Below are 22,609 nucleotides of genomic sequence, written 5' to 3' on the forward strand. Positions count from 1 at the left end.
TCCGGTTAAATCAGGTGGTATCAGCATAGCACTGATACCACCCGCCTGTCACAATGTCAGTTTGCGCTACGCAAGACAATAAAGAGTGAACTGTCGCCCCGTTTTATATTAAGGGCGATAACGCCGCTTTTATCTTCTATTGCTGTTCGTAACTCAGACAGCGAGCTCACTGCCTTTCTGTTAACGCCCTGAATAATATCGCCTTCCTCAAGACCTATACGAGCGGCGGGAGAGCGTTCTTCGAGCTCCGCCACTTCGATTCCGTTACCAGAATCTGTCGCAGCTAAGGTGGCTCCCTGTAAAGCTGGGTGAATTGACTCTGCGGTAACAGACATGTCTTGTGCTCCAAGAGTGACATCTATCGACTGCTCTTTGCCGTCGCGAATAATGCCAAGCTCTATAGAGTTACCCGAGCCTATTGAGCCAACCAGTGCGCCAAGCTCTGAAAATGAGCGAATTTTTTGCCCGTCAACGGAGACAATGACATCACCGGACTCAATACCAGCCTCAGCGGCGGAACTGCCAGGTACTACCTGAGAGACAAAGGCGCCGCGATTCACCGGGATATTCAGTGCCTGAGCAACGTCGTGGGTCAAATCGTTACCCCGGACTCCCAGTACACCACGACGAACTTCGCCAAATTCAATCAATTGTTGTACTAAGTTGTTCATCATGTCCGATGGAATAGCAAAACCGATACCGATATTGCCTCCATTAGGGCCTAGTATCGCGGTGTTAATTCCAATGAGTTTGCCGTCTAAGGTGACCAGAGCTCCACCTGAATTTCCGCTGTTAATAGCTGCATCGGTCTGGATAAAGTTTTCCAGTTCTTCAATGCCAAGGCCACCGCGGCCTAAAGCGCTGACAATACCGGAGGTGACCGTCTGACCTAATCCGAAGGGGTTACCAATGGCGACAACAAAGTCTCCCACCCGCAGCTCGGATGATTTACCAAGCTCAATTGCGGTAAGGTCTTCGCCGTCTTCTATTTTAAGTAACGCCACGTCACTGCGTTCATCGGTGCCTATGACTTTGGCATCAAACTCGCGGCCATTTTTCAGGGTGACAAGAATTTCAGTGGCGTCGTCTACAACATGGTTGTTGGTGACCACGTAGCCTTTATCGGCATCAATAATAACGCCGGAGCCTAAGCCCTGAAATGGCCGTTCGCGGACTTGTTCACGTGGCGAATCCGGACCAAAAAAGAAGCGTAGGGCGTCTGGTAAGCGTTGTCTAACTTCTCGTTTACCTTTAACCGAGATATTAACGACAGCAGGAGTAACTTCCTCAAGCATAGGAGCTAAAGTAGGCTGCTCGTCGTCATCGCTAAAAAAAGGAATACCAGCCTGAGCTGACGTTATTGGGGTGAAGCTAAAAACAAAGAGTAAACTGAATAATGCTAAGACTCTTTTCATGATTTGAGTGACTCCTTAATAAAGCACTAACAAACGGTCGTGAGTTAAGACCGCTTGTCAGCTATATGAGTTCACTCTAAAAATGTTTCAAGATGTTTTTGAGGACTCTTTTTCCTGATCCTGCTCGTAACTACTTGAAAAGAGCCCGCTGGAGCCCTCGGTGTAATCGCGGGGAATATCATTGGCACTATAGCTGTCACGGCCGGAACGATGATCTTTATTTAATGAATTTGCGACACGCAGCTGCTTAATTGTGTCTTCTGCAAAAAAGGGCAAGTCACTTTGTATGTCGTTTTTCTCGAGTAATTCAGCGCTTTGATTTAAATAGCTTTGCAAGCGTTTTTGGGTATCGGCCAGTTGTTCAACCATCGCGTTTGCAGTGGCAAAGTGCTCGGCAACTTCGCGTTGATAATCAGTTAAACGTTGCTGACTTTGCTGTACTTGCTCTTCGAGATCGCCTGACTGGCCCTTCGACTGACTATAACGAGCCGCAAAAAAGCCAATGATAGCACCGGCAATGACCAACAGAACTCCAATAATCCAACTCATAATTAACTCCTGAACAAGCTGCTGCAGCGGCGAATGATTGCTGCGCTTCACCTTCATGGTAACATATTAACTTATAGGATAATCCCAACTGAGGTGAAGTGGTAGTGTCCAAACAGCAAATGTCTCCACTAGAACGTTATCAGTATGATATAGAACACAATGATTTCTCGAAAGATGCTGCGCAGCTTAACGCTGTTAAACATTTGCAAAGATTGCATGATGAGCTTATTGAGTGGCATCAGTATCAGACTCTGCCAGGCTGGCAAAAGTGGTTTAACAAAGAACCTGATTGGCCTCAGGGCATATATTTTTGGGGTGGTGTCGGTCGTGGAAAAACCTATCTGGTTGATACTTTCTTTGAGAGTCTGCCAATTGAGCGTAAATGGCGCATTCACTTTCATCGCTTTATGCACCGGGTTCATAATGAACTTAAACAACTGGATAAACAGAGCGATCCGTTACGGATCGTGGCAGATAACATTGCCAGCGAAGCACAAGTTGTCTGTTTTGATGAGTTCTTCGTGCAGGACATTACCGATGCGATGTTACTAGGCAAACTGTTCGAGTACCTATTTGAGCGAGGAGTTGTGCTGGTAGCGACTTCAAACATTATTCCTGACGATCTCTATAAAAACGGGTTGCAACGCGCGCGCTTTATTCCGGCAATAAAGCTTATCAATCAGCATTGCGAAGTGGTTAATGTGGATAGCGGCATTGATTATCGCCTGAGAACGCTTACGCGGGCAGAAATTTTTCATTCGCCACTGGATGAAAAGGCCGATAAGAATTTATGGAAATACTTCACCGAACTGGCTCCAGAGTGCAAAGACGAATATCTGTCAGAAGCCATAGAGATAGAAGGGCGGGATATAGACGTTCGGGCCGAATGTGACGATGTGGTGTTCTTTGACTTTACTTCTATTTGTAAAACTGCCCGCAGCCAGAACGATTATATGGAAATAGCCCGTCTGTACCATGCCGTTCTAATTAGTAATGTTGAACAGATGGGAGCAGGCAAAGACGATACGGCCCGCCGTTTTATTGCGCTAGTGGACGAGTTTTATGAGCGTCGGGTGAAACTAATTTTATCCGCCGAAGTGGCTATTGAATCGTTATATACCGAAGGCCAGTTGAGTTTCGAATTCCGTCGGTGTGTTAGCCGGTTGCAGGAAATGCAAAGCCAGGAGTATCTGGCTATGGCACATAAAGCATAAATTTCAGAAAATGCGTGATCTTTAACCGCATTTTTCCTATAATCCGCGCAGCCCACGTTACAGTCCGTTGTGTTACATAACGTAATGCAGCGGTCGCAGCAGATAACTAAATGATTTTCATCATTTTTTTATTGTTGTGATTCGCGGGGAAGCCCGGAATTACTGTCCGTGAACTTTTAAAATGTAGGTTTTATACAATGAAAACATTTGTAGCCAAGCCAGAAACGGTAAAACGCGACTGGTACGTAGTAGACGCTGAAGGCAAAACTTTAGGTCGTTTAGCTACTGAAATCGCTCGTCGTTTACGCGGCAAGCATAAGCCTGAGTACACTCCTCACGTTGATACCGGCGATTATATCGTTGTTATTAATGCTGAGAAAGTTGCCGTTACTGGTAACAAAGCTCAGGGCAAGATGTACTACTCGCACACTGGATTTCCGGGTGGTATCAAATCAATCAGCTTTGAAAAACTGATTGCTAAGAAACCAGAGATGGTCATTCAGAAAGCGGTGAAAGGTATGTTACCCCGTGGTCCATTGGGTCGTGCCATGTTCCGTAAACTGAAAGTGTACGCAGGTACTGAGCATAACCATATTGCTCAACAACCTAAACAACTGGATATATAATACGGAGCAAGAACACTATGGCAGATAATCAATACTACGGTACTGGTCGTCGCAAAAACTCCACGGCTCGCGTATTTTTGCGTCCTGGTAGCGGCAACATCAAAATTAACAACCGTGAACTGAACGAATACTTCGGTCGTGAAACGGCTCAAATGGTTGTTCGTCAACCATTAGAATTAGTTGAAATGACTGAAAAGTTTGACATGTACATCACTGTAAGTGGTGGTGGTACTACAGGTCAGGCTGGTGCAATTCGTCACGGTATTACTCGTGCATTAATGCAATACGACGAAGCTTTACGTGGTCCATTACGTAAAGAAGGTTACGTTACTCGTGACGCTCGTCAAGTTGAACGTAAGAAAATCGGCTTGCACAAAGCACGTAAACGCCCACAGTTCTCAAAGCGTTAATTCGCCTTTGTTTTTTGTGGCAAAGCCCAGCTTCGGCTGGGTTTTTTTATGTCAAAAATAAATGGAAATAGACCAATAAGGGCGGCTATTAAGCTTGTAAAAAGTGTGTCTTTTCATTATCATCTCAACGCATTTTCTGTAATCCGCATAAGCGGACAAAGCAGCAGCTAATTCCCGACTTCGCGACAACGCATCGTGGAGCGTCCAAAACTGGAGAATAGATGGATGAGCAATGCGCCTGTAGATAAAGGCCGCCGTCGTTTTTTGACTGTCGCAACCTCAGTGGTAGGTGGTGCCGGAGCGGTAGCAGTAGCCGTTCCTTTTATAGCATCGTGGAACCCGAGCGCGAAAGCGAAGAACGCGGGTGCGCCCGTAGAAGTAAATATACGCAAAGCTGAACCTGGTCAGATAGTCCGCGTGAAGTGGCGTGGAAAACCTGTTTGGATAGTACGTCGTACACCAGATATGCTTGAAGAACTGGGGAATATCGAAGACAGACTTCGTGACCCGAAATCTGAAGAGCCTCAGCAACCAGCCTATGCACAAAACCAATATCGTTCAATTAAAGAAGAATTTTTTGTTGCGGTTGGTATTTGTACCCATCTGGGTTGCTCTCCATCTTATCTTTCAAGTGGAATGGGTGAACACGTTGAAGGCGTTGAGTCAGGCTTCTTCTGCCCATGCCACGGCTCTAAGTTTGATGTTGCCGGCCGCGTATTCCAAGGTGTTCCTGCACCACTGAACCTGGTCGTGCCACCACATTATTTTATCGATGAAAACACCATTCTGGTGGGTGAAGATAAGGGGCAAGCATAATGTTTAAGCGATTTGTAGAGTGGATGGATGCCCGCATCCCCATGACAAAAACCTGGAACATCCACCTGGCGCAGTATCCGGCTCCCAAAAACTTCAATATGTGGTATGTTTTTGGTTTTTTGGCAACCATCGTATTAATTAACCAAATACTGACTGGTGTCTGGTTAACCATGAACTACGTGCCAAGTGCCGAAGGCGCGTTTGCCTCGGTCGAATACATCATGCGTGATGTCGAATACGGCTGGTTATTGCGTTATATGCACTCCACCGGTGCCTCGGCGTTCTTCGTCGTGGTTTATCTGCACATGTTCCGCGGTATGATGTACGGTTCTTACCAGAAGCCTCGTGAGCTCATTTGGCTGTTTGGCATGTTCATCTTCCTGGTACTGATGGCCGAAGCCTTTATGGGATACTTGCTACCTTGGGGACAAATGTCTTACTGGGGTGCACAGGTTATTATTTCATTGTTCGGTGCCATTCCGGTCATTGGTGATGATTTAACCTTATGGATACGCGGTGACTACGTTATTTCCGGGGCGACGCTAAACCGTTTCTTTGCGCTGCATGTTATTGCATTACCGTTGGTGCTGGTTATTCTGGTGTTCCTGCATATTGTCGCTCTGCATGAGGTTGGCTCGAACAACCCTGACGGTATCGATACTAAGAAACCCAAAGGTTCTGTACCGGACGAAGAGAAGCCTAAGTTTAAGTTCCATGAACGCTTTACTAACAAGAAAGATATTGTCGATTCTATTCCGTTCTTCCCTTACTACATTATTAAGGATTTGTTCGGGTTCGGCGTATTCTTGTTCTTGTTCTGTTACGTTATTTTCTTCAACCCGGAAATGGGAGGCTTTTTCCTTGAGCCGCCTAACTTTGAGCCGGCGAACCCGTTGAAGACACCTGAGCACATTGCTCCTGTATGGTATTTCACGCCGTTCTACGCAATTTTACGTGCGGTACCTGACAAGTTATTTGGTGTTATTTTGATGTTCGCTGCTATTGTCTTCCTGGCTCTGTTGCCTTGGTTAGACCGTGGACGAGTACGTTCTATTCGCTATCGTAGCCTGTTGCATAAGCTGAACTTGACTGTGTTCGCTATCAGCTTTGTTGTACTGGGTTATCTGGGAACGCAACCAGCAACACCTGTTGCAACCGTGTTCGCGCAGATATTTACGTTCCTGTACTTTGCATTCTTCGGGCTGCTCTGGTTCTACAGTAAGCGCGAGAAGACTAAACCGGTACCAGAAAGGGTGACGTCGAAATGAAAAAACTGTTAATCGCTCTTCTAACTTTGGTTCCGTCGCTGGTATTTGCGGCGGGTCCTGAAGTTCCATTGGACAAGGCCGAAGTCGACTTACACGATAAAGCCTCACTGCAGCGTGGCGCGCAGTTATACATGAACTATTGCCTGGGTTGTCACCAGCTGCAGTACCATCGCTATAACCGCACCTTTGAGGATATTGGTATCCCGCAGGACCTTGGTGAAAAGAACTTGCAGTTCACAGGCTATAAAGTCGGTGATCGCATCACCAATAATATGAATCCTGATTCAGCTGCAAACTGGTTTGGTACTGCGGTACCCGATCTAACGAACGTTGCTCGTGTTCGTGGAGCCGACTGGATTTACACTTATCTGCGTTCATTCTATAAAGATGACAGTCGTCCTTTTGGTGTCAATAATGCGGTATTCCCAAATGTCGGAATGCCCCATGTATTGCAAGAACTTCAAGGGCTTCCTGAAAAGACTTACGAAGAACGCATGGTAGACGGTGAAATGAAAGACGTGTACGTCGGTATTGAAACCGATGGCAGTGGCCGTTTATCTGAAAGTGAATATGATCAAGCCATGTTGGACTTAACGGCTTTTCTGGTCTATACCGGAGAGCCTATGTTGTTAGAACAACGCCGCATTGGTTGGTTTGTTTTTGGTTTCCTGCTGGTATTCACCATTTTTGCATGGTTACTGAAAAAAGAGTTTTGGAAAGACCTGAAATAATCGGGGCTTATCAGTCTGTTAGACAACGACTTAAGAAAGGGTGGCTTGCCACCCTTTTGCCGTTGATATTATCTGGAGAAAGGAATGGCTGTTGCAGCAAATAAACGCTCAGTAATGACGTTGTATTCAGGAAAGGATGACTTAAAGAGTCATCAGGTACGTCTGGTGTTAGCTGAGAAAGGTGTTGGTGTCGAAATTACGTATGTGACCGACGAGAGTACGCCGGAGGATTTGTTACAGCTTAATCCGTACCCAGAGGCTAAACCCACTCTGGTTGACCGTGAGCTTGTGCTCTATAACGCTCAAATTATTATGGAATATCTGGATGAGCGCTTCCCACATCCTCCGTTAATGCCTGTTTACCCGGTTGCTCGTGGTACCAGCCGTCTAATGATGTACCGAATTGAACGCGATTGGTACAGCCTGGCTGAGAAAATTCAAAAAGGCGACGCTCAGGCAAGACAGGAACTGAAAGAGGGTATTCTTTCTCTGGCTCCTATTTTTGCTGATACACCGTATTTTATGAGTGAAGAGTTCAGTCTGGTTGACTGTTATCTGGCTCCTTTGCTTTGGCGTCTGCCTGCCTACGGCATTGACTTAGAAGGTCAGGGCGCAAAAGAAATTAAGCAATATATGGTGCGTTTGTTTGAACGCAAAACGTTCCAGGACTCTTTAACAGAAGAAGAGAAAGAACTCGCGCGTAATTAATTTCATCGACGTCGAGGAGTTTTACTATGACGCCGAAAAGACCTTATCTGCTGCGTGCACTATACGAGTGGATAGTTGATAACAACCTGACACCACACTTGGTGGTGGATGCTACTATTGTCGGCACCGTTGTGCCTCAGAACTTTGTCAGTGAAGGGCAAATTGTACTAAACATTTCGCCGACAGCGGTTCAGGGGTTGCAACTGGCTGACCATGAAGTGCGCTTTAACGCGCGTTTTGGTGGGCAGCCAATGCAAGTCGTTGTGCCTATGACTGCGGCTTTAGCAATTTATGCCCGTGAGAATGGTGCCGGAGCAATGTTTGAGGCGGAGCCCGAGCTGGATAAAATGCCCGAGCTTGAGGAAGAAGAGCCGGTCAGTAATGAAGCTGAACAAAAACCAGCTAAGAAAAAGCCTAACCTGAAAGTTGTTAAGTAAAAATAAAAAGCACTAACGCTTAATGGTTAGTGCTTTAATTACCCGCTCAACGCCATCTACGTTTCTTGCAACCTCCACCGCCGCATCTGCCTCAGCCTGGCTTACATGGCCCAGCAAAAATACCTCAGCATTCTCCGTCACCACTTTGATATTGGTCGCATCTATAGACTTATTGTTAGCAAACTTAAGTTTAACTTTGCTGGTTATCCAGCTATCCCCGGCGCGCACAGCTGCGGATGCTTTAGAGCCAATACGCAACTGGTTGAAAATTTTATTGATGCCGTTAGTGTCTTTGATAACGTCTTCAGCTCTTCTTTTCAGAGCCTCGCTCGGGACCTGGCCAACTAAAAGAACATTGGTATCGTAGCTGACGGCAACGACTCGCGATTTCTCAAGTTGTTCATCATTTCCCAGCTTAGCGTTAGCTTTCAGCTCGATAGTCTGATCATCTACCTGTGTTCCAATGGTACGAGGGTCAGTGGCTGAAGATATACCCACGGCTGCTGCTCCTACGGCAACGGCAGCGCAGCCCTGTAAACTTAATAAACTGATAAAAACGACGGGTAAAGCGGTTTTAGATAACGTCATATGCTTCAGTGCTCCTGCGGAAAGATCGTGTTTTCAATTTGTTCACATAAGCCATGGACAATAAATAGCTGAGTTTCTAGTATACGAGCCGGATTTAAACTGGGGGCTCTTAATTCGATATCGTTAGCACCCAACAGCCCCGAAACAGAGTCGTTACCCTCTCCGGTTAAAGCAATAATAAGCATATCCCGGCTAATAGCGGTTTCCATAACGGATGCCAGCTCCTCATTTCCCTGGTTATCCGCTATGACCAGTAAAATATCACCTGCCTGGCCGAGGGCTGCAAGCTGCTTCTGCTTACCAAGAGTCAATGCCAGTACCGGAAAAGGAGGACGTTCTAATTTCATACCTTCGGTCATGAGGTTAGCAAAGTGTTCTGCAACGATGCTCGTCGTGCGGTCGCCACAGCAGAAGACACGTTGGCCATTCAACAGGTTAGCAACTAACAGTTCAACTGTTGTGGCCATTTCGTCGGTAAGACTCTCTACCGCTGAAATTTGTGTCTGTATGCTTTCTGTAAAAAGCGCCTTAATTAACTCGTCATTCATAGTCAGAATGCGTCCTTAAACCATTCAATTTTTGTTGGCTGACCCACTATTGCAATTACGTCGAAACGTATAGCTGCAGTATGTTCATCGATATTATTACTGAGTAAATAGTGACGAGCCGTGTGTCTAACCCGGCGGCATTGCTGCGGCTGAACTTGCTCTATAACCGATGCAAAGCTCTCATCGTCGCGGAATTTCACCTCGCAAAATACCCAGTAATGCCTGTCCCGGGCAATGATATCAATTTCACCGCCGTCAATACGGTAATTTTTGCAAATAATTGTAAGGTTATTTTTCTTCAGAAACTCGGCTGAGAGTAATTCAGCGCGCTTACCGGTAACGACTTCCTGCATTGTCTGCTTCCTTAGCTAAGGTGATTTCTCCTTTACTAAAGGTAGCCCAAATAAGCTTCCGCTGAACAACTGAGTTATCAATATGGAGTTCGCCACTTAGGCCGGACCAGACCAACCCTGGCATGCGATTCATCATTTGCAGTCGTTGAATCAAGGATACGCTGTCGTAACCCATAGCGGTTAAACGTGCCAGCGACAGCCCCCAACCATTTCGCAGCTCAAGCCACTGACTTAAAAGTATATTTTTACCCGAATTCTTAATTAGCCAGGGAATATCTGAAAAAACGATACCGTTAAGATCGGAGTCGCCTAAACGATTTCTGAGTTCATGGGTAGCAGAGCTGGCATAGACCTGAATAGGTTCTGCAAACGGGGAAACGCTGACATCAATAAAAGGTTTTAAAAGACGAGTCTGTTGTAGATTACCCGGCAGATAAATAGCACTAATGTCTCGTCGGCTGCGTTCCTGCTCATCGACAATAATTTTCCCTGCTGCAATCTTAACTGCGCGGATACGTTGCTGACTGTCAGTTAAACCCAGTGAACGCTCCACTGTGGCTTTCATATCTTCGCGTTCAGAGAAGTAAGAAACCCTGGGTTCTCCTGCCTCGTTATTGTTCCAACTTGACTTAAAGGCATCAACCATTCTGCGGCCACTGGAGCCATCAGCGGTAATTATCAGTGCACTCTTCGATTCGGGGAACTGTGTGTTAATTTGTTGCGCGGCTTGATGCGCTTCGGTGTCTGGGCTTAATGCGAAAAACACGTTGGTTAATGAGTTTTGGGCTAATTTCTCATCGTCTATCTGATTAAGGTAAACCTGAGGAATCCCGGCAAGAGGTTGCTCCGCCCAGGCCGCTACTTTGTCCTTTAACAGTGGGCCAATAATTCCAACCGGGCTTAGCTCCTGTATTTGTTTTTGTTGAGACTCAATATCGCCCGTTTCGCTGTCGATGAAAACAACTCTTAAATTTTTTATTTCACCGGTGCGGGCGATAACTCCGTCACGCACTGCCTGGCCTTGTTGCTTGTAGCGGCCGGATAATGGTAATAACACCGCGAGGGTCGGTTCCGGAGATGCCTGCCCGGTTTCCGGTGCATCTTCTGACGGCCTTAATGATGGTTCAAGCCAGATGTCTACCAGTGCCGCAGCATCGTGGTCTGGAAAGCTTTGCTGCCATTGATTTAAGTAAGATTCCAGGCTATCCGGTGAGGTCATTGCCTGATGATGATAATCCACCAGTCGCCACCAACCTGCGAGGGCTAAGTCGTTAGGGCGCTGTTGCGGAAGCTCTTCTCGTTTAATCCGACGGGCTATAGACCAGACTGTATCTGTATTGGGTTGTTCTGCAAAGCGCTGAGCATCAACCTGCCACACCAGCGACTGCCAGTAGTCGTGTTGCTGATAAGCCGCCTGAGAAAGTAGTTGCAGACTAAGAGCGCGAAATTCTCTTTGATTAAACTGAGTGGCGACATCTTCCAGTTCTTCTATCACCTTTGACCAAATTTGCTGCTCTGCGGCCCAACGTGCTTTTGCAAGGCGGTAATATTTTTGACTGTGACGAGTAATTTTTTGAGCACTTAACTGCGAAAGAATAGCGGCCGCTTGTTGCCATTGTTGCTCACTTTGAAAAGCATTAGCGGCTCGTATTAAAGCGGAGTGTTGCTCAACTTCATTTTTTGCAGCAGCGGCTTCCTGTAACCAGTCCCGGGCTGATTTTTCTTCTTTTAAGCTTAATTCCTGGTCAGCAACATCGACCGTCTTTGCCGGTTTATCTGCTGATCGGTCAGGTGCCGAGGTACACTGGGTTAATACCAGTAATGCCATTAGAGCTAAAAGTACAAATGAATGAGTTCTAAACACTGTAAGGTTCCGCTTTGGTGCCTGTTCGGTGATACTATAAACGGCATTGACGTTGGAAACAAACAGAGACTGATTATGGCAGAGCAGGGCATTCTTTATATTGTGCCGACACCTATCGGCAATTTAGGCGATATAACGGAAAGAGCAGTTAAGACATTGGCGGAAGTTGCAGCCATTGCTGCGGAAGATACAAGACACACGCGCAAACTCATGCAGCATTATGGCATACAGAATGACGTATTCGCCCTGCACGAACATAATGAGACACAGCGTGTAGACGCGGTCATAGAACGCTTACAACAAGGTGATTCGCTGGCTTTAGTCAGTGATGCGGGGACGCCACTTATTAATGACCCGGGTTATGTTCTGGTGCATCGTTGCCGGGAGCAAGGGCTTAAAGTTATTGCCTTACCCGGTGCCTGCGCCGTTACGGTTGCGTTGTCCGCGGCTGGACTGCCAACAGACCGCTTTGCGTTCGAAGGCTTTTTGCCATCCAAACCCCAGCAACGTCGGGCAAAACTGGAAGCTCTGAAACCAGAATCGCGAACTGTTGTGGTGTATGAAAGTCCCCACCGAATTTTGCATACGCTGGCTGATATGAACGTGGTTTTAGGCAGTGGTCGGCAGGTAGTGCTTGCACGCGAGCTGACCAAGCAGTTTGAAACTTACTTAAGTGGCACTGCGGCTGAACTACTGCAGGTTTTAACCGACGATACAAACCAGCAGCGCGGCGAAATGGTTTTGCTAATAGCACCTGCACAGTCGGAAACGGATGTTCGTGACGGCCCGGGAGAAGCGGCTAAGCGCACGTTGCTGCTGTTACTAGAAGAGTTACCGTTAAAGAAAGCGGCAGCCGTGACCGCAAAAATTCATGATGAGCGGAAAAATGAACTCTACCAGTGGGCGCTTGAGAATAAAAAGAACGAGTGAAACAAAGATTGAGTTAATGCCTGCTGCAGCGTAGAATCCCCCGCGGAGAGCTGGCCAGACAATCGCCGCCTGTTTACAGGGGGAGGAAAGTCCGGGCTCCATAGGGCAGGGTGCCAGGTAACGCCTGGGCGGTGTAAACCGACGACTAGTGCAGCAGAGAGTAAACCGCCGATGGCTGCTTGCAGCACAGGTAAGGGTGAAAGGGTGCGGTAAGAGCGCACCGCGCAGCTGGTAACAGTTTGTGGCACGGTAAACTCCACCCGGAGCAAGGTCAAATAGGGGTTCTTTGGCGCGGCCCGCGTTGAACCCGGGTAGACTGCTTGAGGATCAGGGCAACCTGATCACTAGATGAATGATTGTCCACGACAGAACCCGGCTTATCGGCCGGCTCTCCACCTTTTTAAGCTTTTAAAACTGCCAGTCCTTTAGAAATTTCAATAATTCATTAAGCGGTAATGGCTCACTAATAAAATAGCCTTGTGCGAAATCGCACTGTTGTTGCTGCAGTAATTCCCATTGTTGGCGGGTTTCGACACCTTCGGCAATAACGTTAATATCCAAAGCCCTGGCTACCTGCAACAACGCATCCAGCAGAGCTACCTGCACTTTGTTCTGAGGTGCCTGATTTAGAAAGCTACGGTCTATTTTTATATAGTCTACGGGATACCGCTGCAAGTAATTGATACTGGAATAACCGGTACCAAAATCGTCGATTGCCAACTGCACTCCCTGAGACCGCAAATAATGTAAAATTTGCAGTTGCCTCTGCTTGTTACTCATTAACAGCGATTCGGTAATTTCAAAGGTTATGCTGGTATTTGGTATTCCATGCTGACTGATGCAGGACAGCCATCGTTTGGCTGACTCCATATCGTTAAGTTCACGTTCGGAGCGGTTGATTGAGACTTCAATGGGGTAACCAGACTTGTGTACAACAGCCCAGTCAACGCAAGCTTGCTCCAGAACAAATTGCCCTAATTCATGAATAAGCCCGGTACGTTCAGCAACCGGAATGAATTCAGCTGGCGAAATCATGTTTCCATCTTCATCCTGCCAGCGCAAAAGCGCTTCGCATTTACTAATTTTACCTGTGCTGAAATCAATGATGGGTTGATAAACCAAAGAAAACTCATGCCGCTTCAGGCCTTCACGCATGCGTCTATGAATGGCATTCTGGCGCTCAGTTTGTTCTCTTAATTCGTCATTAAAAAAGTAATGTGTGCGCCGTCCTGCCGTTTTCGCTGCGTACATGGCAAGATCGGCGTTTTTTAATAGTTCAGAGGCTTTGATGCCGTCATCGGGATAAAGCGCAATACCGATACTGCAGGTGGTTTGAACTTGGTTTTGGCGTAAGTTAAAAGGTTCACTCAACTGTCGGTTAATTTGGCTGGCAAGGTCATTAATGATTTGATGCGACGTAAAACGATTAATAACCACAACAAATTCATCACCACCAATACGGGCAATAAAATCTGACCCCCGCAGTTGGTTTCGTAACCGATCAGAAACCGAGACTAAAAGCTCGTCACCGGCATCATGGCCGAGGTTATCGTTAACCTCTTTAAAGTGATCAAGATCGATGAACAGAATGGCAAAGTGTTGTTCCCGGCCTTTCTGGGTAAGTTGGTCAAGGTAGTCGACAAAAGCGCGGCGATTCGGCAAATCTGTAATGGAATCAAAATGTGCCTGATGGTCAATGGTAACAAGCGCCGAGCGTAGCCGGCTTTGCGTTGTCACCAAATTGCACATAAAGGCGGTCATTAAAAAGGACAACAGCAGTCCGGCGACAATGATGATCCAATAAATACTGTCGCGATTGGCCCAAACCGTATTTTTCGGAGCCAGCGCCAATATCCACTTGCCGGTTGAAACCGCGACGTCAATAGCGACGTAGTCCTCCTTCCAGAGCGACGCATCGCCAGAGTCAAAAAGCTTGTCACCGTTACTGTTTTCTTTTTTTAACGCAAAAAGATAATCGTCTACCGAGTTCAGGCCGCTGCTGGCAATTAAGTCTCCTATATCAATGACCACGGCAATCACGCCCCACAGTTGACCGTCATTGATAAAAACAGGTGCTCTGGCAATTAACGCCCAGCCTCCTTGTATTAAGTTAACCGGACCATCAATAACCACTCGTTTTTTCTGGATAGCTTCCTGAACGCTTTCGAATTGCTGCGGAGAAGTGCGATAGTCAAAACCCAGAGCTGCTTTATTTGGAGCCAGAGGGTAAACAAACTCAATGATCAAATTAGGTGCTAACGCTACGTGCCGTACCGGAACATCGCTATCAATAAGCTCCTGCATTAACAGCCGGTAACGTTCAGGAGAAATGTCTGGTGAGAGCTTAATTTCGGCCTGTAGTGCACGAGCCGTAACTAACGACGAATTGATCTGACCTTCCAGCGCGGCGCGAAGTTTACCTAAGCGCTCGGTAGCTACCCGCTTGCGTGACTCTACTACCTGTGAATGCTGGTTTTCAGCAAACCAGATAACGCCCGTTACCAGAATGCAGAAGCTGATGAAAATAACGAATAAGTAGCGTTTCATTAAATACCGTTGCCCACCAAAACTGAAATGAGTATCGCACAAAAATTATACGAGCTCTAACGGAAAAATAATTTTACGCGTTGCATCAACCGCTTAATGTAAATTTACCGTCAAGGCCTGACAAATAGAGAGTTTTTTTCTTGACAGTGGGAAAGAGAGACACCTAGACTGTAACATTGTGGGGATTTGTGGATAATAGTGGATCGCAATGATCAGGTGGGATCATGTTCCGAGGTGCAACAACATTAAGTCTGGATAGCAAAGGACGGTTAGCCATACCGGCTAAATACCGTCATGCGTTGTCATTAGACTGTGAAGGCAAAATGGTCTGCACGATTGATATTAAGCAACCGTGCCTGTTGCTGTACCCGCTTCCCGAGTGGCAAATCATCGAACAAAAGCTTACTCGATTATCCAGTATGAACCCTGCAGAACGTCGCTTACAGCGACTTCTTTTAGGCCACGCCGACGACTGTGAAATGGATAAAAATGGTCGTTTGCTCCTGTCAGCTCCGTTGAGACAACACGCCGGTTTAGAGAAAAAACTGATGCTTGTCGGGCAGCTGAATAAATTTGAAGTTTGGAATGAAGACGCCTGGCACGAACAAGTGGCGCAGGACATGGATGTTGAACGCGAAGGTGACTTTACTCTTAACGAACGACTAGAAGACTTTTCATTATAATGATTACAACGTCACCGCAACACGTTTCGGTGCTACTGGAAGAGTCGATAGAAGCATTAGCGACTGATCCGCAAGGCACATACATCGACGCCACATTTGGTCGCGGCGGACACACGCGTGCTCTGCTCAACCAGTTAGGTGACGACGCCCGCGTTATTGCCCTGGATCAGGATCCTGAAGCTATTGCTGCGGCTGCAGCATTTGCTGATGACCCCCGTTTTAAAATTATCCACACCCCTTTCTCAAACCTGCAACAGGTACTTGATGACTTGCAGTTGAACCAGCAAGTGACCGGAATTCTATTTGACCTTGGCGTATCTTCCCCACAATTAGATGACGCTGAGCGCGGTTTTAGCTTTATGCGGGACGGTCCTTTGGATATGCGGATGAACACCACCAGTGGTGAAACCGCAGCCGAATGGCTTAATCGCGCAGAAAAGGACGATATTAGCTGGGTTCTGAGAGAATACGGAGAAGAGCGTTTTGCCCGCCGTATCGCCAGTGCCATTGTCATGGATCGCGAGAAAAAGCCGTTTACCCGCACTAAAGAACTGGCGGAAATGATTGCCCGCGTGAGTCCGGTAAAAGAAAAGCATAAACACCCGGCAACACGAACCTTTCAGGCCATCCGCATTCACATTAACCGGGAACTGGAACAAATTGAACAGGCGCTGGACGCTTCTCTGTCTGGCCTGAAAGAAGATGGGCGGCTGGTGGTTATTAGTTTCCACAGTCTGGAAGACCGTTTAGTAAAACGTTTTATTCGCAAACATAGCGAAGGAAAGCAATTACCTCCTGGCTTGCCGGTAACTGAAGCCGAGCGCAATAAAGATAAAGCGCTGGAGAAAGTTGGTAAAGCAATTAAGCCGGGTAAAGCGGAAGTGCAGGTTAATCCTCGTTCGCGCAGCTCTGTGTTGCGTATAGCAAGGAGGGTTCGCAATGACTAAGCGGCGCTACCCCAGTCTGATGAAAATGTTGCTGCAGGATTTGTTGCAGCATAAATGGGTTTTACTTCTGAGTGTGGTGGTTATCGGCAACGCGTTAAGCATTGTCTATACCGCCCATTTGAACCGCCAGTTAACTGGCGAACGTGATGATTTATTATCGCACCGGGATACTCTGGATAGAGAGTGGCGACACCTTGTGGTGGAGCAAAACGCGCTGACTGAACATAGCCGGGTTGAACGTATTGCGCAGGAACAACTGGGCATGCGGGACGTTGAGCCAGAGCAGGAGGTGTTGGTTTCATGGCAGTGAATCGTCGCAATAAACGCACAGAGCCAGCTGGTACTCGTTGGCGCTTTTACACCGCAGTATTCTTACTGTTCGGTGTATTTTCTGTGTTAATTGCACGCGCAGCCTATATCCAGGTCATAAGCCCCGATGCTTTTTCGCTGCAAGGCGATATGCGCAGTTTAAGGGCATCCAGCGTCGCGGTTCAGCGAGGCACTATTGTTGATCGTAACGGAAGAGAACTTGCGGTTAGCGTCCCGGTAGAAACCGTATGGGCCGATCCCAAACGTATCGCCGAGCGCGAGGCTTTAGCTGACGAACGTCGCTGGCAGGCCCTGGCTGAAACTTTTCGCATGAACCGTAACGAGCTGGTCAGTAAAGTGGACGACCCGTCAAAACGTTTCGTTTATCTGCAACGCAAAGTGACGCCATCAGAAGCGGATTATGTGAAGCAGTTGAAAATTCCCGGTGTGTATTTAAAAACAGAGTCACGCCGTTATTATCCTACCGGTGAGATCAGTTCTCACTTAATCGGTTTAACCGACATTGACGGCGCTGGGCAGGAAGGCCTCGAACTTCTGTACGACGAGCATTTAACCGGTACGCCGGGTAAACGAGTTTATCGCAAGGACGCAGAAGGACGGGTTGTTGAAGAAATTAGCCAGACAGATGCACAACAACCAAAACAGCTGACACTGAGTATCGACCAACGTGTTCAGGCAACTGCTTACACCGAATTGAAAAAAGCCGTGCGCTACAATCAGGCAACTTCGGGTTCGGCGGTAGTGCTGAATGTCGAAACCGGTGAAGTGCTGGCTATGGTCAATAGCCCGTCTTTCAACCCTAACAACCGTTCCGAGCTACAGTCTTTCCGCATGCGTAACCGGGCTGTAACCGACAGCTATGAACCTGGCTCTACAATGAAGCCGCTGGTCGTTCTGAGTGCGCTTGAGAACGGACGGCATAAAGCCGGCGATACAATTGATACCAGTCCGGGCTGGCTCAGAATTGGTGGACGCCGGGTGAGTGACCCTCGGAACTATGGCGAACTGTCACTGGCTGAGGTGCTGGAACATTCTTCGAACGTGGGCGTCACAAAAATCGCACTGGATTTAGGCATTGACCCTTTATTGCAAACCTATGCCGACGCTGGCTTTGGAAACGACACGGGTATTGCCTTGTTAGGTGAGAGCATTGGCATACTGGGTGACAGAAGACGCTGGTCAGATTTTGAAACAGCAACTCTTGCTTATGGCTATGGTTTGTCGGCAACAACGCTGCAACTGGCTAATGCTTACAGCATTATCGCTAATGGTGGGAAAAAACGGCCGCTGACTATTTTCCGACAGGAATCACCGTTACCGGCAGAGCAAGTGTTTAATCCGGACAATACCCGGGCGGTTATGCATATGATGGAAACGGTGGTGCGTGATGGTACCGCTAAAGCGGCGCAGGTTCCTGGCTACCGTATTGCAGGTAAAACGGGGACAACCCGAAAAACCAAAGCAACAGGCGGCTACGGTGACGAATACGTAGCACTCTTTGCCGGAATAGCTCCAGTTAGCGACCCCAAAGTGGTTGTGGTTGTAACCATAAACGAACCGGGTACCGACGACTATTATGGCGGCACGGCCGCAGCTCCAGTGTTTTCAAAAATTGTATCGCAAACCATGCGCTTACTGAATATACCGCCAGACAACGTAGATGACACTCAGGTGCACGCTGCGGGCTTTGGGGGTGATAAATGATGAAACTTACCGAGTTGCTGACAATGCTGCCAGCATCGTTCTCCATTCCGGATGTTATCGTTAGCGGTATAAAGCTCGATAGTCGGCAAGTTGCTAATGGCGATGTTTTTGTCGCTATTCCGGGCTACGAGACTGATGGTCGGGCTTATATTGATGCGGCTATTGATGCCGGTGCTGCAGCCATTATTGCTGAAGCCCCGGGAATGGCGGTTGAACACCGCCGGGGCGTAGTCGTTATCGGGTTTAGTGGCGTTCGTGAGCACCTTTCCCGTATTGCTGGTAACTTTTTCGGACATCCATCAGAAAAAATGCAGCTGGTTGGTGTGACCGGAACCAATGGTAAAACATCGGTTACTCACATTATGGCGCAGCTGGCAAAAGCGCTGGGTATGGAAGCGGCAGTTATTGGTACAACCGGCAGCGGCCTTATTGGCCGTTTGTTACCGGAGCGTCATACCACACCAGATGCCGTTACCGTACAGCAACGTTTGGCTACGCTATTAGCTGAAGGTGCAGAATTGGTTGCTATGGAGGTGTCGTCACACGCGCTGATACAGCGTCGTGTTGAAGCCTTACACTTTGCTGGCGCCGTTATTACCAATATCAGCCGGGATCATCTCGACTACCACGGCACCATGGAAAACTATGTCGCCGCAAAACAACGCTTATTTGCCGACTTTGGTGTGCAGAATCGAGTGGTTAACGCCGACGATGATACGTTAAGCCATTGGCAGCAGGATGATTTAGCCGATTTATGGGTAAGTCTTAATGCCAGCACCAATGAACCCTGCCTGCAGGCGACTGGCGTTCAGTTCCATGAGCAGGGCTCGGTGTTCAGTTTAAACTGGCAGGGGGAATCTTGTGTCGTTGAAACGCCATTACTGGGGCGCTTCAACGTTTACAACTTACTCTGCGCGGTTGCTGTGTTGCTAAAACTGAATAAGCCTCTGGCGGATATCGGCAGAGCTTGTGGCAGTTTGCAGCCCGTTCCCGGACGGATGGAAGCCTTTCATAATAACCAGTCACCGCTGGTGGTGGTTGACTACGCGCATACACCGGACGCTTTGCACCAGGTACTGAGTGCGTTACGGCTGCATTGCAAGGGCCGTTTGTGGTGTGTGTTTGGCTGCGGCGGTGACCGTGATCGCGGTAAGCGTCCGCAAATGGGTAAAGTCGCGGCAGATTACGCAGACGTTGTTGTAGTTACTGATGACAACCCAAGAACAGAGCCTGCGGAACAAATTATTGAAGATATTCTGACCGGTATTGCGGATAAAACTCAGGTTAAGGTTTGGCCTGGTCGCCGCGAGGCGGTTATACGCGCAATGCAGCAAGCCGGTAAAGATGACGTTGTATTGCTAGCCGGTAAAGGGCATGAAGATTATCAGGTTATTGGTACTCAACGCATTGACTATAACGAACGAGCGGTAGTCAGCGAATGGCTGCAAGGAGACTGCGCATGATCTCAGTATCACTGAAATGGATTGCGGAGCAGGTGGAAGGCCGCCTGATTGGCTCTGATTGTACAATTGATAAGGTGTCGACAGACACCAGGGCAGATTTAGAAGACGCGCTCTTTATTGCCCTGAAAGGCAGAAACTTTGATGCTCACGACTTTGTCGAGCAGGCGCTGGCTAAAGGCGCTGCTGCAATTATCTGCGAAAAGCAGCAAGACAGCGAGTGTCGTCAAATTATTGTTGAGAATAGTCGCCATGCGCTGGGTCGTTTAGGAGCGGCAGTTAAGGCGAAGGTTGCACCGAAAACGGTAGCGGTTACCGGCAGTAACGGTAAGACCACAGTGAAGGAAATGCTGGCGGCAATTTTATCGATTCAACATCCGGTATTGGCCACACAGGGTAACTTTAATAACGATATAGGTGTTCCGCTGACCTTATTAAGGTTAGAAGAAAAGCATAAATACGCGGTAGTAGAGCTGGGTGCGAATCATCCGGGCGAAATTGCTTATACCACAGACTTAGTAAGACCCGATGTTGCCATATTGAATAACGTGAGTGCAGCGCATGTTGAAGGTTTCGGAAGCTTACACGGGGTTGCCCGTGCTAAAACTGAAATATTCCGTGGAGTGAGTAGCCAGGGAACGGCCATTACCCCGCGCGATTCTGAGTTTTATCCTTGCTGGGAACGCGCCTGTGCTGACATGAAATGGAAGAGCTTTGGTTTAACCGACTCCGCCGATGTTTATGCAAGTGACGTGGTATTGAACAGTGACGGACACCCTGCGTTTACTCTGCATTTGGGCGGTGAAACGAAGCGTATTGAACTGAAGTTAAGCGGTCGTCACAACGTGCTTAATGCGCTTTCAGCCGCTGCTGCGGCAAGTGAGCTGGGTATATCGCTGGATGACATTGTTACTGGGCTGCAAAGGGTCGAGCCGGCTCAGGGACGTTTGACAACGATAAAAGTGAGTGACCACTTACGTATTATTGATGACACCTATAACGCCAGCGTTGCCTCAACTAAAGCTGCCCTGGATTTGCTGGGAAGTTATCAGGGGTATCGCATTTTTGTATTGGGCGATATGGGTGAGTTAGGTGCCGATGCGCGCGCTTATCACGAAGATATTGGTGAACATGCTATCGGCACTGGCATTGATAACTTATACAGTCTGGGCGTACTCAGTCAAAGTGCCAGCGAGGTCTTTAACGGCCACGGAGGTAAGCACTTCGGTAGCTTACAGTCGCTGGTTGAATCTGTTTTACAAAGACTTACAGAACAGACAGGTAAGCAACCTGTCACAGTGCTGGTTAAAGGCTCACGCTCCGCACATATGGAGCGCGTTGTTGCAGCAATACAGCAGGCTGTCGCGGTCAGTGGCAGCGTAGAGGATAAGCACGCATGTTAGTTTGGTTGGCGGAGTACCTAACCCAGTTTGAAAGCGCGTTTAACGTGTTTTCCTACTTAACCTTGCGGGCAATACTCAGTGTTTTGACCGCACTGGTTTTGTCGTTGTGGTTAGGACCAACATTAATTCGTCGTTTGCAGCGTTTGCAAATAGGGCAAACGGTACGGGATGACGGTCCGGAAAGTCATTTAGTAAAAAGTGGTACACCGACTATGGGCGGCGTATTGATACTGGCAGCCGTTCTGGGTTCCTCACTACTCTGGGCTGACTTAGATAACCGTTATGTCTGGGTTGTTTTATTGGTTATTACCGGTTTCGGTATTGTCGGCTTTGTCGACGACTATCGCAAAGTTGTGCGCAAAGACCCGAAAGGCTTAATCGCTAAATGGAAATATTTTTGGCAGTCGGTCATTGCCAGTGTGGCTGCGGTTTATCTTTACTGGAGCAGCACTCAGGGCGCAGAGACCGCGCTCCTCGTTCCATTTTTTAAAGATGTTATGCCTCAGTTAGGCATGCTTTATATGCTTATGGCCTATTTTGTCATTGTCGGTACCAGTAATGCGGTGAACTTAACCGATGGGCTTGATGGCCTGGCCATTGTGCCAACAATTATGGTGGCCGCGGCATTGGGGATTTTCGCCTACGTGTCGGGCAACGTGAATTTCGCTGAATATTTGCAAATTCCTTATTTGCCGCTTACCGCTGAATTGTTGGTGGTGTGCACCGCTATTGTCGGCGCAGGTCTTGGTTTCCTCTGGTTCAATACCTATCCGGCGCTTGTCTTTATGGGCGACGTGGGCTCGTTAGCGCTGGGAGCGGCGCTTGGCATTATCGCGATACTGGTCCGGCAGGAACTGGTGCTGTTCATTATGGGTGGTGTGTTTGTCATGGAAACGGTGTCGGTGATGTTGCAGGTAGGCTCCTATAAGTTGCGGGGCAAGCGCATTTTTCGTATGGCGCCTATTCACCACCATTACGAATTAAAAGGCTGGCCAGAGCCGCGGGTAATTGTTCGCTTCTGGATATTGTCGCTAATTTTTGTACTGATAGGACTCGCAACTTTGAAGTTGCGTTAAAA

The 22,609-nt window shown here is 47.9% G+C and carries 23 protein-coding genes and 1 other RNA gene; 17 read left to right on the forward strand and 7 right to left on the reverse strand.

Annotation, left to right across the window (positions count from 1 at the left end; translation table 11 throughout):
* Positions 1-56: 56 nt before the first annotated feature.
* Entirely contained in the window at positions 57-1,415 is a 1,359-nt protein-coding gene (locus tag ACN0RF_RS11440; protein ID WP_417439102.1) for a DegQ family serine endoprotease, read from the reverse strand.
* An 87-nt stretch (positions 1,416-1,502) separates the two neighbouring features.
* Positions 1,503-1,964, reverse strand: coding sequence for a YhcB family protein (locus ACN0RF_RS11445; RefSeq protein WP_417439103.1), 462 nt, complete (start codon positions 1,962-1,964; stop codon positions 1,503-1,505).
* 119 nt (positions 1,965-2,083) lie between these two features.
* On the opposite strand from ACN0RF_RS11445, the gene zapE reads away from it, so the two are divergent.
* From zapE to ACN0RF_RS11485, 8 genes are all read left to right on the forward strand, one after another.
* Entirely contained in the window at positions 2,084-3,178 is a 1,095-nt protein-coding gene (zapE, locus tag ACN0RF_RS11450) for a cell division protein ZapE (RefSeq protein ID WP_417439277.1), read from the forward strand.
* Between the two features lie 197 nt (positions 3,179-3,375).
* Positions 3,376-3,804 carry a 50S ribosomal protein L13 gene (rplM, locus tag ACN0RF_RS11455; RefSeq protein ID WP_011233675.1) on the forward strand — a complete coding sequence of 143 codons (429 nt, stop codon included), beginning with the start codon at positions 3,376-3,378 and terminating at the stop codon, positions 3,802-3,804.
* Positions 3,805-3,821: 17 nt separating this feature from the next.
* Positions 3,822-4,214: a 30S ribosomal protein S9 gene (gene rpsI, locus ACN0RF_RS11460; RefSeq protein WP_011233676.1), complete on the forward strand. Its 393-nt coding sequence runs from the start codon at positions 3,822-3,824 to the stop codon at positions 4,212-4,214.
* A 225-nt stretch (positions 4,215-4,439) separates the two neighbouring features.
* The gene (gene petA, locus ACN0RF_RS11465) at positions 4,440-5,030 is read left to right on the forward strand and encodes a ubiquinol-cytochrome c reductase iron-sulfur subunit (protein WP_417439104.1); all 591 of its coding nucleotides are present in this window, start codon (positions 4,440-4,442) and stop codon (positions 5,028-5,030) included.
* Positions 5,030-6,298 (forward strand): cytochrome b, encoded by a 1,269-nt coding sequence (locus ACN0RF_RS11470; protein WP_417439105.1) that lies wholly within the window; start codon positions 5,030-5,032, stop codon positions 6,296-6,298. The genes petA and ACN0RF_RS11470 overlap by 1 nt, the downstream gene beginning before the upstream one ends.
* Positions 6,295-7,029 carry a cytochrome c1 gene (locus tag ACN0RF_RS11475; RefSeq protein ID WP_417439106.1) on the forward strand — a complete coding sequence of 245 codons (735 nt, stop codon included), beginning with the start codon at positions 6,295-6,297 and terminating at the stop codon, positions 7,027-7,029. Before ACN0RF_RS11470 ends, ACN0RF_RS11475 begins: the two co-directional genes overlap by 4 nt.
* Positions 7,030-7,113: 84 nt before the next feature.
* A complete protein-coding gene (gene sspA, locus ACN0RF_RS11480; protein ID WP_417439107.1) occupies positions 7,114-7,737 on the forward strand; it encodes a stringent starvation protein SspA in 624 nt (207 codons plus the stop codon).
* Positions 7,738-7,763: 26 nt separating this feature from the next.
* Positions 7,764-8,174, forward strand: coding sequence for a ClpXP protease specificity-enhancing factor (locus tag ACN0RF_RS11485; protein WP_417439108.1), 411 nt, complete (start codon positions 7,764-7,766; stop codon positions 8,172-8,174).
* 12 nt (positions 8,175-8,186) lie between these two features.
* On the opposite strand, the gene dolP is transcribed toward ACN0RF_RS11485, so the two are convergent.
* The 4 genes from dolP to ACN0RF_RS11505 are packed head-to-tail and all read right to left on the reverse strand — an operon-like array spanning position 8,187 to position 11,527.
* Positions 8,187-8,762 carry a division/outer membrane stress-associated lipid-binding lipoprotein gene (dolP, locus tag ACN0RF_RS11490; RefSeq protein WP_417439109.1) on the reverse strand — a complete coding sequence of 192 codons (576 nt, stop codon included), beginning with the start codon at positions 8,760-8,762 and terminating at the stop codon, positions 8,187-8,189.
* A gap of 5 nt (positions 8,763-8,767) precedes the next feature.
* Positions 8,768-9,310, reverse strand: coding sequence for an SIS domain-containing protein (locus ACN0RF_RS11495; RefSeq protein ID WP_034818633.1), 543 nt, complete (start codon positions 9,308-9,310; stop codon positions 8,768-8,770).
* Between the two features lie 2 nt (positions 9,311-9,312).
* Complete coding sequence (locus tag ACN0RF_RS11500) at positions 9,313-9,663, reverse strand: YraN family protein (protein WP_034818631.1); 351 nt, start codon at positions 9,661-9,663, stop codon at positions 9,313-9,315.
* On the reverse strand, positions 9,641-11,527 hold the full coding sequence (locus tag ACN0RF_RS11505) for a penicillin-binding protein activator (RefSeq protein WP_417439110.1): 1,887 nt from the start codon (positions 11,525-11,527) through the stop codon (positions 9,641-9,643). Before ACN0RF_RS11505 ends, ACN0RF_RS11500 begins: the two co-directional genes overlap by 23 nt.
* A gap of 75 nt (positions 11,528-11,602) precedes the next feature.
* Between ACN0RF_RS11505 and rsmI the strand changes: the two genes are divergently transcribed.
* Together rsmI and rnpB are read left to right on the forward strand one after the other, a co-directional pair.
* The gene (gene rsmI, locus ACN0RF_RS11510; protein ID WP_417439278.1) at positions 11,603-12,457 is read left to right on the forward strand and encodes a 16S rRNA (cytidine(1402)-2'-O)-methyltransferase; all 855 of its coding nucleotides are present in this window, start codon (positions 11,603-11,605) and stop codon (positions 12,455-12,457) included.
* Positions 12,458-12,503: 46 nt separating this feature from the next.
* Positions 12,504-12,853: RNase P RNA component class A (gene rnpB, locus ACN0RF_RS11515), an RNA gene on the forward strand.
* A 12-nt stretch (positions 12,854-12,865) separates the two neighbouring features.
* Here rnpB and ACN0RF_RS11520 read toward each other — a convergent pair.
* Positions 12,866-15,004, reverse strand: coding sequence for a putative bifunctional diguanylate cyclase/phosphodiesterase (locus tag ACN0RF_RS11520; protein ID WP_417439111.1), 2,139 nt, complete (start codon positions 15,002-15,004; stop codon positions 12,866-12,868).
* 224 nt (positions 15,005-15,228) lie between these two features.
* Between ACN0RF_RS11520 and mraZ the strand changes: the two genes are divergently transcribed.
* The 7 genes from mraZ to mraY are packed head-to-tail and all read left to right on the forward strand — an operon-like array spanning position 15,229 to position 22,607.
* On the forward strand, positions 15,229-15,687 hold the full coding sequence (mraZ, locus tag ACN0RF_RS11525; RefSeq protein ID WP_011233688.1) for a division/cell wall cluster transcriptional repressor MraZ: 459 nt from the start codon (positions 15,229-15,231) through the stop codon (positions 15,685-15,687).
* Entirely contained in the window at positions 15,687-16,634 is a 948-nt protein-coding gene (gene rsmH / locus ACN0RF_RS11530; protein ID WP_417439112.1) for a 16S rRNA (cytosine(1402)-N(4))-methyltransferase RsmH, read from the forward strand. The genes mraZ and rsmH overlap by 1 nt, the downstream gene beginning before the upstream one ends.
* Positions 16,627-16,944 carry a cell division protein FtsL gene (gene ftsL / locus ACN0RF_RS11535; protein WP_034818618.1) on the forward strand — a complete coding sequence of 106 codons (318 nt, stop codon included), beginning with the start codon at positions 16,627-16,629 and terminating at the stop codon, positions 16,942-16,944. The genes rsmH and ftsL overlap by 8 nt, the downstream gene beginning before the upstream one ends.
* Positions 16,935-18,668, forward strand: coding sequence for a peptidoglycan D,D-transpeptidase FtsI family protein (locus ACN0RF_RS11540; protein WP_417439113.1), 1,734 nt, complete (start codon positions 16,935-16,937; stop codon positions 18,666-18,668). Before ftsL ends, ACN0RF_RS11540 begins: the two co-directional genes overlap by 10 nt.
* Entirely contained in the window at positions 18,665-20,131 is a 1,467-nt protein-coding gene (gene murE / locus ACN0RF_RS11545; protein WP_417439114.1) for a UDP-N-acetylmuramoyl-L-alanyl-D-glutamate--2,6-diaminopimelate ligase, read from the forward strand. The genes ACN0RF_RS11540 and murE overlap by 4 nt, the downstream gene beginning before the upstream one ends.
* The gene (locus ACN0RF_RS11550; RefSeq protein ID WP_417439115.1) at positions 20,128-21,531 is read left to right on the forward strand and encodes a UDP-N-acetylmuramoyl-tripeptide--D-alanyl-D-alanine ligase; all 1,404 of its coding nucleotides are present in this window, start codon (positions 20,128-20,130) and stop codon (positions 21,529-21,531) included. Before murE ends, ACN0RF_RS11550 begins: the two co-directional genes overlap by 4 nt.
* A complete protein-coding gene (gene mraY, locus ACN0RF_RS11555; RefSeq protein ID WP_417439116.1) occupies positions 21,525-22,607 on the forward strand; it encodes a phospho-N-acetylmuramoyl-pentapeptide-transferase in 1,083 nt (360 codons plus the stop codon). Before ACN0RF_RS11550 ends, mraY begins: the two co-directional genes overlap by 7 nt.
* Positions 22,608-22,609: the final 2 nt, after the last annotated feature.

This window comes from Idiomarina sp. (assembly GCF_048260185.1).
GTDB lineage: Bacteria > Pseudomonadota > Gammaproteobacteria > Enterobacterales > Alteromonadaceae > Idiomarina.